The organism is Nesterenkonia sp. K-15-9-6, from assembly GCF_052656005.1.
Genome location: NZ_JBQYEY010000021.1, coordinates 24,235 through 38,444, shown reverse-complemented (window position 1 = coordinate 38,444; position 14,210 = coordinate 24,235). Strand labels below are relative to the sequence as shown.

General features: G+C 66.8%; 11 protein-coding genes. 5 read left to right on the top strand and 6 right to left on the bottom strand.

What is annotated here, in order from left to right:
* The first annotated feature begins 17 nt into the window (after positions 1-17).
* The 5 genes from yidC (at position 18) to SD455_RS12755 (ending at position 6,329) form a co-directional block, all read left to right on the top strand.
* Entirely contained in the window at positions 18-983 is a 966-nt protein-coding gene (gene yidC / locus SD455_RS12775; protein WP_311025569.1) for a membrane protein insertase YidC, read from the top strand.
* Positions 983-1,624 carry a Jag family protein gene (locus SD455_RS12770; RefSeq protein WP_083277697.1) on the top strand — a complete coding sequence of 214 codons (642 nt, stop codon included), beginning with the start codon at positions 983-985 and terminating at the stop codon, positions 1,622-1,624. The genes yidC and SD455_RS12770 overlap by 1 nt, the downstream gene beginning before the upstream one ends.
* 95 nt (positions 1,625-1,719) lie before the next feature.
* A complete protein-coding gene (rsmG, locus tag SD455_RS12765) occupies positions 1,720-2,490 on the top strand; it encodes a 16S rRNA (guanine(527)-N(7))-methyltransferase RsmG (protein ID WP_445508339.1) in 771 nt (256 codons plus the stop codon).
* Positions 2,491-2,768: 278 nt separating this feature from the next.
* Positions 2,769-3,662, top strand: coding sequence for a ParA family protein (locus tag SD455_RS12760; protein ID WP_396954367.1), 894 nt, complete (start codon positions 2,769-2,771; stop codon positions 3,660-3,662).
* 1,047 nt (positions 3,663-4,709) lie between these two features.
* The gene (locus SD455_RS12755) at positions 4,710-6,329 is read left to right on the top strand and encodes a ParB/RepB/Spo0J family partition protein (protein ID WP_445508338.1); all 1,620 of its coding nucleotides are present in this window, start codon (positions 4,710-4,712) and stop codon (positions 6,327-6,329) included.
* A 127-nt stretch (positions 6,330-6,456) separates the two neighbouring features.
* On the opposite strand, the gene trxA is transcribed toward SD455_RS12755, so the two are convergent.
* The 6 genes from trxA to SD455_RS12725 all read right to left on the bottom strand — a co-directional run bounded on the left by trxA (position 6,457) and on the right by SD455_RS12725 (position 14,176).
* Positions 6,457-6,783 carry a thioredoxin gene (gene trxA, locus SD455_RS12750; protein ID WP_085437859.1) on the bottom strand — a complete coding sequence of 109 codons (327 nt, stop codon included), beginning with the start codon at positions 6,781-6,783 and terminating at the stop codon, positions 6,457-6,459.
* Positions 6,784-6,823: 40 nt separating this feature from the next.
* Entirely contained in the window at positions 6,824-7,828 is a 1,005-nt protein-coding gene (gene trxB / locus SD455_RS12745; RefSeq protein WP_311025573.1) for a thioredoxin-disulfide reductase, read from the bottom strand.
* 152 nt (positions 7,829-7,980) lie between these two features.
* Positions 7,981-9,957 carry a hypothetical protein gene (locus SD455_RS12740; RefSeq protein ID WP_445508337.1) on the bottom strand — a complete coding sequence of 659 codons (1,977 nt, stop codon included), beginning with the start codon at positions 9,955-9,957 and terminating at the stop codon, positions 7,981-7,983.
* A 121-nt stretch (positions 9,958-10,078) separates the two neighbouring features.
* Positions 10,079-11,818, bottom strand: a complete 1,740-nt coding sequence (gene murJ / locus SD455_RS12735) for a murein biosynthesis integral membrane protein MurJ (RefSeq protein ID WP_445508336.1) — start codon at positions 11,816-11,818, stop codon at positions 10,079-10,081.
* 9 nt (positions 11,819-11,827) lie between these two features.
* Positions 11,828-12,373 (bottom strand): NUDIX hydrolase, encoded by a 546-nt coding sequence (locus SD455_RS12730; RefSeq protein ID WP_442935366.1) that lies wholly within the window; start codon positions 12,371-12,373, stop codon positions 11,828-11,830.
* Between the two features lie 138 nt (positions 12,374-12,511).
* The gene (locus SD455_RS12725) at positions 12,512-14,176 is read right to left on the bottom strand and encodes a BCCT family transporter (RefSeq protein ID WP_445508335.1); all 1,665 of its coding nucleotides are present in this window, start codon (positions 14,174-14,176) and stop codon (positions 12,512-12,514) included.
* Positions 14,177-14,210 lie beyond the last annotated feature (34 nt).

Sequence of the window (14,210 nt, the reverse complement as noted above, 5' to 3'; positions counted from 1 at the left end):
GACGACTTGAGAGACATATGGGCTTTTTCGACACACTGATGACGCCGTTCACCTGGGCGGTCTCCTTCATCCTGAGCTTGTTCCACACAGCTCTCACCTTCCTGGGGCTGGACCCCGAGTCCGGCTGGAACTGGGCCATCTCGATCATCCTGCTGGTGATCGTCATCCGTGTGATCCTGATCCCGCTGTTCGTGCGGCAGATCAAGTCCCAGCGCGGGATGCAGATCATCCAGCCGGAGGTGCAGAAGCTCCAGGCGAAGTACAAGGGGAAGAAGGACCCGGTCTCCCGGCAGGCGATGGCCCAGGAGCAGCAGGCGCTGTTCAAGAAGCACAAAGTCAACCCCTTCATGACCTGCCTGCCGCTGCTGGCTCAGATGCCGGTGTTCTTCGCCTTGTTCTGGATGCTCAACCGCATGCGTCAGGAGCAGTACCAGCAGGACGGCTATGGGGCGCTGAGCGCTGGTGAGGTGCAGAGCTTCGACGGCTCGGAGCTGCTCGGCGTCGGCATGTCCGACATCTTCCTGCCCTCCTTCCAGTCGGACCCCACCGAATGGCATGTGGTGATCATGACCTCGATCATGATCGTGGCTATGGTGCTCACCCAGTTCTTCACCCAGAAGCAGCTGATGAGCAAGAACATGTCTGAGGCCGCCCTCCAGGGCCAGTTCGCCCAGACGCAGAAGATGATGCTCTACATGCTGCCGCTCGTCTTCGTCATCGGCGGTGTGAACTTCCCCGTCGGTGTGCTGATCTACTGGACCGCCACGAACTTCTGGACGATGGGACAGCAGTGGTGGGTCATCCGGAACAACCCGACCCCGGGGTCGCTGGCCGAGAAGGAGCTCAACCTGCGCCGCGCGGCCAAGGGTCTGCCGCCCATCAATGAGAAGCCCGAGTCCACGCAGGAGGACAAGCCCAAGCCGACCGGCAAGCACCGCGGTCAGCAGGCGCAGCCTTCGAAGAAGAAGAGGAAGAAGAAGTGATGAGCCAGATGCAGACTGAGCACCCCGTGGAGTCCGAGGACGTGCCGCCGGCAGACGAGGCCGCCGAGCAGACCGTGGAGGTGGCCGACTCCTCCGCAGGGGCCCCTTCGGAGCCACAGGTGGACGCCGACGACGCCGACGACGCCCAGGGTGAGGACGGCGGAGACGAGGCAGACGGCGGAGACATGGACGAAGGTGACATCGCCGCGGACTACCTCGAGGAGCTGCTGGACATTGCGGACCTCGACGGTGACATCGACATCGAGATCCGTGGGGACCGGACGTTCATCTCCATCGTCGCCGAGGAGGGCGGAGATGAGCTCAACGACCTCGTCGGCCCCCAGGGCGAGGTGCTCGACGCGCTGCAGGAGCTGTCCCGGCTGGCCGTGCTGACCGCCACCGGCGAACGCACGCGGCTGGTGCTCGACATCGCAGGCCATCGCGAGCGACGCCAGGTGGAGCTCAAGAAGCAGGCCGACGACGCCATCGCCGAGGTGCGCGAGCACGGTGAGGACGTCCATCTGGAGCCGATGAGCGCCTACGAGCGCAAGATCGTCCACGACTTCGTGGCCGAGGCGGGACTCGTCAGCGAATCCGAAGGTGAGGGCAAGCGTCGTCACGTGGTGGTCTCCGCCTCCTGAGGGAGCGGGCCTCCACCGACGGAAGGCATCGCGCGCATCGATCGATCAGCAGACCGGCAGCCGGCATGACCCGGCGGACACCAGGGGGACGCAGGATGACTCGACCGCAGCATGAGGACCTCGGCCACGTCGAGGCTCGGCGACGTGCCGCTGACGCTGAGGCCGCCGCACACGCACACGGGGACGAGCCTGCGCTGTCCGGTGCCCAGGAGGCCCACGGGCCCGCCCAGGAGCCCCCGGAGCTGACCGCGGCGGAGCGTCGTGCCGCGGAGGTGCTGTTCGGGGAACGTCTGCCGCTGGCGGAACGGTACGTGGAGCACCTGTGCGGCACGGGGATCGAGCACGGCCTGCTGGGTCCCCGGGAAGTGCCACGCATGTGGTCCCGGCATGTCCTCAACTGTGCGGTGCTGGGTCCGGAGCTGCCGGCCGGCGGCACCGTGGCCGACGTCGGCTCCGGAGCCGGCCTGCCCGGAATCGCCCTGGCCCTGGCCCGGCCCGATGTGGACTTCCAGCTGATCGAGCCGATGGAACGCCGTGTCCAGTGGATGGACACGGTGGTGAAGGACCTCGGGCTCGACAATGTGGAGCTGATCCGGGCGCGTGCCGAGGAGGTCACCGACGAGGTGATGGCCGACGTCGTCACCGCCCGCGCCGTGTCAGCCCTGAAGAAGCTCATTCCCCTGACAGTTCCGTTGTTGGCGGACGACGGTGAGCTTCTGCTCCTGAAGGGCCGCAGCGTGGACCAGGAGATCACGGCGGCACGCAAGCTGTTCTCCAAGCATCGTCTGGGCCGTCCCGTGGTGGAGCAGCTGGGAGAGGGACTTCTGGAGGAGACGACGACGGTGCTGCGTTGCCCGCGACGTTGATATCGGCGTGTCCGTCACCGGAGCGCACCGTCACCGGAATGCGAGGACGCGCGGGCGGCCGACCTCGACCTCACCTGGAAGTTGCGGATGCCTCCGGTCAGGGGCGTGTCCTAGACTGCTGGAGGCGCTGACCGCTGGGTCGGCGCCGATGATCGTCGGATCCTTGGGAGGGATGACCTGTGGCGAGCCAGGACAGAACACGCGGCACCGGCGCGTCGACGGGCGAAGCGGCGCAGCAGGCCGCCGAGACCGCCCGTGGATCATCGATCCTCGACGGCATGGACGCGTCATCGCCGCTGGCGGCGGAGCTGGCTGACGAACGGCGACGGCGGCAGGTCCTCTCTGCGACCGAGCTCCAGCGCCCCGAGACCACCCGCACCATCACGGTCTCCAATCAGAAGGGTGGGGTGGGGAAGACCACGACCACGGTGAACCTCGCCGCGGCTCTGGCTGACCAGGGATTCCAGGTCTTGGTGATCGACATCGACCCCCAGGGCAATGCCTCTACGGCACTGGGAGTCCCCCATTCGGCAGACACGGACTCGATCTATGACGTCCTGATCGACGACCTCTCCCTGGCCGACGTCGTGGCCGACTGTCCTGACCTGGACCGGCTGCAGGTGGTCCCGGCGACGATCCACCTGGCCGGCGCAGAGATCGAGCTGGTCTCGCTGGTGGCGAGGGAGCAGCGTCTCCAGCGCGCACTGGACCAGTACCACCGGTACCGCGAGGAGCAGGGGCTGGAGCGTCTGGACTATGTGTTCATCGACTGCCCTCCCAGCTTGGGCCTGCTGACCGTCAACGCCTTTGTGGCGGCGCGGGAGGTGCTCATTCCCATCCAGTGTGAGTACTACGCGCTGGAGGGTTTGAGCCAGCTGCTGAACAACATTCAGATGATTCAGAAGCACCTGAATCCCCCACTCACCGTCTCGACGATCGTGTTGACGATGTACGACGGTCGCACACGTCTGGCCTCACAGGTGGCCGAGGAAGTCCGCGAGCATTTCCCGGAGGCCGTGCTGGACACCCTCATCCCTCGCAATGTGCGGATCTCGGAAGCCCCCTCCTACCAGCAGAGCGTGATCTCCTACGATCCCTCCTCGACGGGCGCCCTGGCGTACCTGGAGGCCGCTGCGGAGATCGTGACGCGGGGAGCAGCCTCCCAGCGCTGATGACGGCCCCGTCATGGGTCCCTTCATGGGCGTGGCCCCGAGAGTTCCACGTGAAACGACGGTCGCTGGCGTCGGCTCACATTGTCATGAGTCATCTTCTTTTGGATCCTGTCCCCACGAGCGGCCTGGGCGAGGGGTGACCCAAGAGCTCTGACCGCGTCTCGTGTGCCCGGGCCAGTCCCCGCGAAGGCGCACGCGATCCACGTGGAACAGGACTGGCGGGATATCAGATCGTCCCATGCGATACCCCGATTCCCAGGACGTCCTCGGAGCTGGTGGCCGCGGCGGTGTCGTGTTCTGTGCGCTGGGAGCCTGTGCACTAGGGTGCCTACCGATCTGGCCGGGGGAAAGAGGGAGCGGATCAGAATCGGATGCTGCGGTCCCCGGCACCCCGGCACCCCTGCACCTCCGGAGCTGGACGGTGAGACGTGACGCTTAGTTGGAGGCCCGTTTCACGTGGAACGCCATCGCATCCCTGGCCGTGCGGCCGGATCGACTGCGCTGCCTCGTCCCGAACGCTGCCCGTCGAAGATCAGGGGCCATCACACCAGCGTCCGCTCGCCGTGAACAGTGAGGGGTGCTGTGCCGGGCGCAGGGCGCCCAGGACGTCGGGTGTTCAGTCGAGGCTGTTTCACGTGGAACGATGCGATTCGGCGCTTCTCATGAGAAGTCCTGAGATGATGGTCCGCTCGTGCGGAGACACTGCCGGAGGGGTACCGCGGCACAGGCGGTGGCGAACGCGGCGCAACGGCGGGCTGATCCGAGGCCGACGGTTCCACGTGAAACCTTGCGATCCATGGCAGAGCGGAGAGGTGCGCGATCCCCCGGGGGTGACGCCTGTCGCGGCTCAGTATACGGACCTGGGAGTCGTCTCTGGTGGCGACATGAAGCGCCCTTCCGGGTCGCGCAACCCACACAGGAGGACCTCCGAGAAGGCTGCGGGCCTCGGAAGAGGCATCCATCTCTGCTGGTGCGGCCCTCCCGTCATGTCAGCCCCGCCGGCTGTGACATCGTTCCACGTGAAACGCTGGGTTGAAGGCTTCAGGAATGATCTCTGCTTCGGGCCGTAGAATAGTCCACGGTCCGGAACGTGGTGAGCCGGCGAGACGAGGAAGGTGGCCTGCAATGGCAGAGCGGAAGAGGCGGGGGCTGGGTCGGGGTCTGGGCGCCCTGATCAACAGCGACTCCCAGGAACAGGAGGCACTGGCCGGTCAGAACCCCGGTGCGGACGACGTTTCACATGAAACCTCCCCCGGTCAGGCGCCATCAGGTGCTGAGCCTGCTGGATCCCCCGTTGAGCGAGGGCATGAGGCGACGGCCCCTCTGGATGGGCGAGTCGACGAGGAGTCGGGCGACGATCATGACATCGGCGCTGCGCGGCAGAGTGACGGTCCATCCGCTCCGGAGACCCCCGACCGCGTGGATGATGACGCATCTCAGGGGGCGAGTGTCGCTGAGACGCCGGAACGACCCATTGACGTCTTCTTCTCTGCGAAGTCGCACTTGGGCACCCAGCGGGTTTCACGTGGAACACGTCCCGGAACGAAGCCCACGACCACCAGCCGACGATCTGGAGCGCGTCGTGCCCAGATGCCGGACGTGATGAGTGAACGCCAGTCCGCACGCACGGCCGGATCCGCTGACTCTCCCGTGAGTAGCGCCTCCCTGCCGCCCTCAGCCACGGTCCGTCCGGAACCTACAGCTGCTGGCTCTGATGCCAGCACGATCGACCACAACGGCGGACGCGGATCTGGGGCGCCAGAGGCCGAGGAACGGGTCGAGTCGGCGGTGGAGCCCCAGCATGCCTGGACGGAGGCCGTCAGCCAGAATGGCCACGGGGGCAGCGTGGATGGTGCCGAGTTCCGTTCCGTCGTCGTGGGGGCCATCCAGCCCAATCCGCGACAGCCCCGCACGGAGTTCGATGAAGAGGACATGGCGGAGCTGGTGCATTCCGTCCGCGAGATCGGTGTCCTGCAACCGATCGTGGTCCGCGAGGTGGGCCCTGAGCAGTACGAGCTGGTGATGGGAGAGCGTCGCTGGCGCGCGAGCATGGCCGCCGAGCGCACGACCATCCCCGCTATCGTGCGGTCCACTCGGGACGACGACCTCCTCCGTGATGCCTTGTTGGAGAACATCCACAGATCCCAGCTCAATCCCCTCGAAGAGGCTGCCGCTTATCGTCAGCTTCTGGACGACTTCAATTGCACTCAGGATGAACTGGCGGAGAAGATCGGTCGCTCACGTCCGCAGATCAGCAACACCTTGAGGCTCATGAAGCTGCCTCCGGCGGTCCAGCGCCGGGTAGCCGCAGGGGTCCTGAGCTCCGGTCACGCGCGGGCGCTCCTGGGACTCTCAAGTGCTGAGGAGATGGAAGAGCTCGCTAAGCGGATCGTGGCTGAGGGCCTGTCGGTCCGGGCGACGGAGGAAGCTGTGACCATGGCGCAGCAGAACCAGGGGAACGGTGTTTCACGTGGAACCACACGGCTGCCGTCCACCGCGCGTTACCAGCAGCTCGATGAGTACGCCGACGCCCTCACGGATCGTCTGGACACCCAGGTGAAGATCACTCTGGGAGCGAAGAAGGGACGGATCGCCATCGACTTCGGCTCGATCGAAGACCTGCATCGCTTGATGGAGATGATCGGCCAGCGAGAGCAGGTGAGCTGATCCCGCGAGGTGCGTCCCACGAGGGATGAGCTTCGAAGGGCAAGCCCACGACAGAGGGCCCGCAACAACCTTCAAAGGTTGTTGCGGGCCCTCTGTGTGATGCCAGGGAACCCTGGCGGAGGCGGGGTCAGCCGAGGAAGTCGGCGAACTCCGTCTCGAGCGCCTGCTTCGGCTTGGCACCGATCGAGGAGATCACGTGCGCGCCATCCTTGAAGCCGTAGATCGCCGGGATCGATGTGATGCCGAACTTGGCTGCGATGGCCGGGTTCTCATCAACGTTGACCTTCACGACCTCCACGCTGTCCGCGTGCTCAGTCGCGAGCTCCTCGAGCACCGGGCCGACCATGCGGCACGGACCGCACCACTCGGCCCAGAAGTCGACGATCACAGGCTTGTCGGCCTGCAGCACGTCCTGGTCGAAACTTGCATCGGTGACACTCTTCAACTCTGCCATGGTGTCTGTCCTTCCGTTGATCGGTGGATTGTCTTGGGGGTCAGGAGGCGGACTCGGCACCAGCGCCGACCAGCCCTGCGGCATCAGCGGCGTCGGAGTCCGCCGCGTCGGCGAGCCAGTGCTCGACGTCGAGAGCGGCGACGCAGCCGGAGCCCGCCGCGGTGATGGCCTGACGATAGGTGGGGTCCAGGACGTCGCCGGCGGCGAAGACGCCAGGCAGTGAGGTCTTCGAGGAGCGTCCCTGGACCTTCACGGTGCCCTCGGACGTGAGCTCGAGCTGGTCCGTGAACAGCTCAACTCGGGGGTCATGTCCGATAGCTACAAACAGTCCTGTCACCTCGAGGGAGGACTCGGTGCCGTCGACCGTGTTGCGCAGCTGAAGGCCCGTCAGCTTGCCGTCACCCTGCACCTCGGTGACCTCGTGGTTCCAGAGGAACTCGATCTTCTCGTTGGCCTTGGCGCGGTCAGCCATGATCTTGGAGGCCCGCAGCTCATCCCGGCGATGGATGACCGTCACCTTGGAGGCGAACTTCGTGAGGAACAGTGCCTCCTCCATGGCGGAGTCGCCTCCTCCGACGACGGCGATGTTCTGCTCGCGGAAGAAGAAGCCGTCGCAGGTCGCGCACCACGAGACACCGTGGCCTGAGAGCGCCTTCTCGCCGGGGACACCCAGCTCGCGGTAGGCGGAGCCGGTGGCCAGGATGACCGCACGGGCGTGGATGACCTCGCCCGAGCCGATCGTGATCTCCTTGATCGGCTGGTCCAGCTTCAGCTCAGTGGCGTCCTCACGGCGGACGTCGGCACCGAAGCGAGCGGCCTGCTCCTCCATCTTCATCATCAGATCCGGGCCCATGACGCCCTCGGGGAAGCCGGGGTAGTTCTCCACATCAGTTGTGTTCATCAGCTCGCCGCCGGTCGTGACGGAGCCGGCCAGCATCACCGGGTTCAGGTTGGCTCGGGCGGTGTAGACCGCGGCGGTGAAGCCGGCGGGGCCGGAGCCCACGATGACCACATCGTGGACCTGGTCGGGAATCTGTTCAGTCACGTCTGCTGAGTCCTTCGCGTCGAAAGTGCGCCGGGGCAGGGCACCGGTCCGGGATCTGTTCCGAGTGGTGAAACCGCCCGGTGGGCATGAAAATTCCAGGCGGTGTCCCGCCCAGCCCTGAGCAGGAGCGCGATGTCAGGGCCCTCGGAAGGTCACTCCACGACGATCTGCGCCACCTGGAGGTTGTACGGCAGCTCCGGGTTGTCCGGCTCGGCACGCTGCGGCAGCTCGGTGGTGTTGATGATGACGTACTGGCCCTCGGCGCCGTCGTCGAGCTCCACTGTGGTCTCGTTCCAGTTCCAGGTGCCCGATCCCACCTGCTGGGCGCCGTCGAGGCTGGCGGAGTCGTTGACGAGCACCTCGAAGGAGCCGCCCTCGGCGTCGCCCTGCTGGGTGATGGTCACCGCGGAGACCTCGGCAGGCTCCTCGAGCTCCAGGACGAGCGCCATCTGGGAGGTGATGCCGCCGAAGCCGGCTGACCCGAAGTTCAGCGTGTTCCAGGAGGTGGAGGTGTCGTCGTCGATGAGGTTCGGCAGCAGCGCGTCGGTCTCATCGTTCAGCCCGGGATCGCTAGTGACCAGGCGGGTCGCCTCGCTCACCGCGATCGGGCCATCGGTGCTCTCGTCTTCCGCGTCCTGACCCTCGTCCGCGCCGTCTCCGCCCTCGGCGGTCTCGTCATCCTCCTCCGCGGGGGCGTCGTCCTCGCCGCTCTCCTCCAGCTCCTGGGCGGCGTCGTCGTCGGCGGTGGTCTGCGGGTCGTCTCCCCCGCGCAGCGCGAGGAAGGCGACGACGGCGGCGACCAGGACCACGGCGACCAGCAGACCCAGCCCGATCCAGCGCCCTGCCCCGGCGCTGTCCTTCGACTCCGTGTCATCGGCCCCGGCGGCCCCGGCGGCCCCGGGAGCGGCGGCGTCCTCCGGGGGGAGCTCCGCAGAGCTGGCGTCCGGCGCAGGCGCGCCCGCGGGCGCGCCAGCTGCGGGGAACGAGGTACGGCGGTCCTCGGAGACTGCTGAGATGAGACCGGTGAAGCTGGGGCTGCCCTCGGTCTGTGCCGGTGCGGCGGCGGTGCCCGCCGGCTGATCCGAGGCCTGCGGGTCAGCAGGGCCATAACCCGGCACCGGCTCCTCCGGCGGGTCGTCGACGACCTCCTCGCCGTCGTCCTCCGCTGGAGCAAGGGAGACAGGTGCTGGGGCAGGGGCCGCCGACGCCTGGGCCGCGTCCTCCTCGAAACCGAAGGGACGCAGGGCGCCGGTGGCGTCAGCGGCGACGCCGAACTGGTCGTGAGCGTCGGCCTCAGGGCTGGGTTCCACGACCTCCATGTCCGCATGGAGGTCCAGCGCGGGCGGCTGCGGAACCTCTGTGGGCTCTGAGGGCCGGGCCGGATCGTCCGCGGCAGAGGCAGTCGGCTCGCTGAGGGAGGACTCGCTGGGGGAGTGCCCGCTGGGAGCCGACCCCTGAGGCGAGGTCGGGCCGCGGAGGGCGGCGGCGCCGGAGTAGACCGGCCCTGATGGTGCCGGGGCGTCTGGAGACGACTGGGCGGCGTCGGAGGGTGAGGGTTCCTGGGCCGCCTGCCGCCTGTCGGCGTCGCGGTCAGTGCCCAGCCGACGGTTCAGCGACTCGGAGACCTTGTTGAGGAACGCAGGACGACGGCGCGAGCGGGCCCCGGACTCCTCCGGGGCCTCGTCCGCCTCGGGCGCCACGTCCTGCAGGCCGGCGTAGTACTCGGCGTCGTCCTCGAAGGTCTCCGGCTCCATGACGCGGGACTGACCGAAGATCTCCGATCCGAGCGAATCGGTGAAGAAGGGCTCCACATACGGTGCGGCATCCGGAACCACGAGATCCAGCAGGTCATTGGGGTGGGTCTGAGTGGAGATCAGGTAGGTGCGGTCCTCGGTGAGGCCGAGGTCCAGGACCTGCACCTCCGAGCTGCGTTCCCCGGTGGCGAGCTCTCGAGCGGAGGTGGCCACCTGCTTGGCGTTCTGGGTGGACGCCAGCAGGATGCTGACTCCGCGGTTCAGCACCTGGTCGATGCCCTCGAAGACGATGTCCTGGTCCGCAGAGGTCACCACATGGTGCGTGATGCGGTAGCGACCTCCCACCACATCGCCGATGCCGAACGGCTGGGCCACGAATCCTCCTGCGTCAGTGATGCTCGATGCGAGCGCTCCACGGGGCGGGCGCCGCCGTCTGGAGGCGCCTGGCGGCCGTGGCACGCCGGCGCCCCTCCAGGTGCGCCCTTCTGGGGCCAGCCTACCGGCTCAGACGTCGCAGAGCCGGGATTCTGCGGGACAGCGGCTCGATGACGTCGGCGAACTCCTTGACCCGCATGGTGCGCAGCATGAGCACGAAGACCACGCTCATCACCGCACCCACCACGGCGCAGGTCACCAGGGCGGCCGGGATGGACTGCCAGGCGAAGCCCCAGGAGTATCCGCCCATCGCCCACAACACTGCGGCGCCAGCCAGTCCCGCGATGACGGCGGCCCACCCGGAGCGGGCGTAGGCCGCCACGACGGTGCGCACGTCATAGTCGCCCCACCGGCGGACCACCCACATGTGGCACAGCACGTACTGGACCACGTGGAACAAGGAGAACAGGCCGATCACCAGGAACGGGAGCACCTCATTGGGTAGGACCAGGGCGCCGCCGTAGGCGCAGCCCAAGCACAGCGCGGCGATGATCGTGTGCACCAGCATCGGGGTGCGGGCGTCCTCAGCTGAGTAGAAGACGCGCATCAGGTAGAAGTTCGCCGAGCGGAACGGCATGCCCAGCGCCAGCAGGATCAGCAGCTGACCGATGGCCGCACCGGAGAGGTGGGCGGTCTCGGCGGAGCCTCCGAAGAGCCGTCCCAGCGGGCCCGCGAGGACGATCACCGCCACCATGGAGAACATGACCGGGATCGCGAACAGCCGCAGCCCCTCGTTGATGATCTCCCGGGCGCGGCCATACCGAGCCAGATCCATGGAGCGGGCCAGCTGGTTGAACAGCACGGTGGCCAGGGACAGCACGAACACCGAATGCGGCAGCACGGTGATCAGCTGGGCGGTGTTGGCGGCGTACTCGCCGGGGACGGAGGCGCCGCCGTCGAGCATCTGCTCACGGCTGGCCGTGGCGCCGGAGATCAGCCGCATGTAGAGCAGGTTGGCGATGTTGCTGATCAGCATGGTGGCCAACGTCCAGGCGGCGATCTGCCCCGTGGAGCGCAGGCCCATGCCCTTCCACCCGAACTTCGGGCGGATGGGAAAGCCGATCTTCATCAACGGCCAGATGAGGATGACGGCCTGGGCGGCGATGCCGATGGTGTGCCCGGCGGCCAGCCAGACCGTCTGCTGAGTGGTCCACTCGGCTGCCTGATCGGTGCCGGCGGTGAAGCGGCCGAACATCACGATGTAGCTGCCGATGACGCCGATGGCGATCAGGTTGTTCAGCACCGGGGCCCACATGTACCAGCCGAACTTGGCATTCGCGTTGAGGATCTGCCCGATCACCGCGTAGAGGCCGTAGAAGAACACCTGGGGTAGGGTCCAGACGGCGAAGGCGGTGCCCAGGGCGAGCATCGGCTCCGTCCAGTCCTTGGTGAGCGCGACCATCAGCGGGTAGGCGGCCAGGGTGAGCAGGATCGTGAACGCCCCCAGGACGATCACCGAGAGGGTCAGTAGGCGGGACGTATAGTCCGCTCCCCGGTCGGGGCGTTTGGCGGCCTTGATCAGCTGTGGGACCAGCACCACGTTGAACATGCCGCCGGCCAGCAGCATGTAGATCACGTTGGGGATCGTGTTGGCCTTCTCGAAGACGTCGGCCACCAGGGCGGTGGAGCCGATCGCCACGGCCAGCAGGGCGGTGCGGATGAAGCCCAGGACGCGGGAGATCAGGGTGCCGGAGGCCATCAGGGCGCTGGCGCGCGCCATGCCGCCCTGGGGGATGTGGGTGTCGGCGGGCTTGTCGCCGTCGTGCTGGCGGCGGTCCTGGTCCTCGGAGGTGTGCGGCATCGGCGACGACTATAACGTGTCCGCGATGACCTGCTGGGCAGCGTTGACGATGCGTCGTTCATTGGGGAACGAGAGGGTGCGCTCCAGGTCGTCCAGGTTCACCCAGGCGACGTCTACGGCCTCGTGGTCCGGGTCGTTCTCCGTGGTGAGCTCGCCGCCGACCGCCTCCAGCAGGAAATGGTGCACCGTCTTGTGCACCCGGTGGGTGGGGACGGTGAACCAGTACTCGATGCTGCCCAGCGAGGTCAGGATGGAACCGGCGATGCCCGTCTCCTCCTCCACCTCACGGACGGCGGCCTGCTCGAAGTCCTCGTCGTTCTCCGGGTGCCCCTTGGGCAGGCACCATTCGAGCCGACCTCCCCGGTTGTACCGGGCGATGATGGCGGCCTCGAAGCCCTGTGCGGCCGGGCGGATCACGACGCCGCCGGCGCTGACCTCTTCCACGGTGGGGAGGTGCCCGCCGCCGCGCGGCGGCTTCGGGACCGGCACACGACGGGAGCCCATCGACACCGTCAGCGGCGTCTGGGGTTCGTCGCCGGTCTCCGTTCCGTTCATGGTGACTACTCTAGCGTCGGTGGAAGGCGCCTACCGATCATCCAGGAACACGTGCTGGGGTGTCGGACAGCGGGAGCGCCGGGGCCTCTCGTTGTTGCTGGGGGCAGTGGGCGCCTAGCGCGGGCAGCAGCTGGCGCCTCAGCGCCTATCTGGCTGTTCGCCTCCCTGGTCTCCTTCAGATGGCGGGGAGATCTCCGCTGCGGTGTGCTGAGCCTGCTGCACCATGGCGACCTCGCGTGTCGAGGTGGACAGCGCCTCGATGAGCGGATCTCGACGGAGTTGGATGACTGTGGCCACCGCCAGTGCCAGGATTACGAAGATGAAGGGTGCGGCGGTGAGGATGACCGTCGTCTGCAGGGCCTGAAGGCCGCCTGAGTAGAGGAGGACGGCGGCCACTGCGCCGGTCAGCACGCCCCAGACCAGCAGCACCTTTCGGCGCGGCTGCATCGTGCCGTCCGAGGAGATCACGGAGAGCACATAGGTGTTCGAGTCGGCGCCGGTGACGAAGTACAGCACCACGAGCACGACGGCGACGACCGAGGTGATCTGGGTCAGCGGGAGCTGATCGAGCAGGGTGAAGAATGCCAGATTGACGTTCTCCGCAGCCGCTTCTCCGATGGCGGTGCCCTCGTTGATGTCCATGTACATGGCGCTGCCGCCGAAGACGGTGAACCAGCCGGCGAACACCAGTGCAGGGACACCCAGCACGACGAAGACGAACTGCCGAATGGTCCGCCCTCGCGAAATGCGGGCGAGGAAGATGCCGACGAACGCGCCCCAGCTGATCCACCAGGCCATCATGAAGTAGGTCCACCACTGCATCCACTCCAGGTCAGTCTCGGTGGCAGGCATCATCATGCTCAGTGCGGTGAAGTCACTGATGTAACTGCCGATCGAGCGCAGGAACATGTGGATGAGGTAAGTGCCGGGACCAGCGATGAACACGAAGATCAGGAGCGCACCGGCGATCACCATGGTGATCTCACTCAGATACCGGATGCCGCGGCTGATCCCGGAGACGGCCGAAGCGGTGAACACCACGGTGACGATGGCGATGATCACGATCTGCGAGGTGGTCGAGGTGATGTCCACACCGGTGATGAGAGTCAGTCCCTGGCTGATCTGTGCGGCACCCAGGCCCAGTGACGTCGTCGTCCCGAAGAGGGTGGCGATGATCACCAGGACGTCGATGGCCTTGCCTGCGGCACCGTCGGCATGCCGCCCCAGCAGAGGCCTCAGCGCCGCCGAGACGAGTCCCTTGTTCCCCAGCCGATAGGTCGAGTAGCCGATCGCCAGTCCGAACAGGGCGAAGACCGCCCAGGCGTGGATGCCCCAGTCGAGGAAGGTGAAGCGCAGTGCGTCCACCACAGCGGTCTGGGTGCCTGGCTCGGACAGCCCATGAGGTGGAGTGAACAGGTGAGATATCGGCTGTGCGACGCCGTAGGTGATCAGTCCGATGCCCATGACTGCGCCCAGCAGCATGGCGATCCAGGCATATGTCGGGTAGTCCGGCCGGGACCCGTCCGGCCCCAGCCGGATGCGGCCGAACCGCGTCACGGCCAGTACGAACAGCAGAACGATCAATGCCAGGGGGATCAGCAGCATCGACCACCCTGTCGTGCTCGTCACGAATCCCAGGGCGATGTTCGAGACCTCGCCGAGCCGATCGGGCAGCAGCGCGCCGACCAGGATGAACATGAGGATGAGGGTGACGGCGACGGAGAACACCGCCGTCGAAGGTCTTCCTCGGGGTGGGGTAGGAGTGTTCTGCCCTCGGGCGGGAGTGCTGGTGTCACGGGACATGAGGGTCTCCGATTCTGTGGCTGCACGGGGTCTC

Coding starts and splice junctions, on each gene's coding strand:
- SD455_RS12760 (WP_396954367.1), top strand. CDS start 2,769: ATGGACGCGTCATCGCCGCTGGCGGCGGAGCTGGCTGACGAACGGCGA.
- SD455_RS12725 (WP_445508335.1), bottom strand. CDS start 14,176: ATGTCCCGTGACACCAGCACTCCCGCCCGAGGGCAGAACACTCCTACC.
- SD455_RS12770 (WP_083277697.1), top strand. CDS start 983: ATGAGCCAGATGCAGACTGAGCACCCCGTGGAGTCCGAGGACGTGCCG.
- yidC (WP_311025569.1), top strand. CDS start 18: ATGGGCTTTTTCGACACACTGATGACGCCGTTCACCTGGGCGGTCTCC.
- rsmG (WP_445508339.1), top strand. CDS start 1,720: ATGACTCGACCGCAGCATGAGGACCTCGGCCACGTCGAGGCTCGGCGA.
- murJ (WP_445508336.1), bottom strand. CDS start 11,818: ATGCCGCACACCTCCGAGGACCAGGACCGCCGCCAGCACGACGGCGAC.
- trxA (WP_085437859.1), bottom strand. CDS start 6,783: ATGGCAGAGTTGAAGAGTGTCACCGATGCAAGTTTCGACCAGGACGTG.
- SD455_RS12755 (WP_445508338.1), top strand. CDS start 4,710: ATGATCTCTGCTTCGGGCCGTAGAATAGTCCACGGTCCGGAACGTGGT.
- SD455_RS12730 (WP_442935366.1), bottom strand. CDS start 12,373: ATGAACGGAACGGAGACCGGCGACGAACCCCAGACGCCGCTGACGGTG.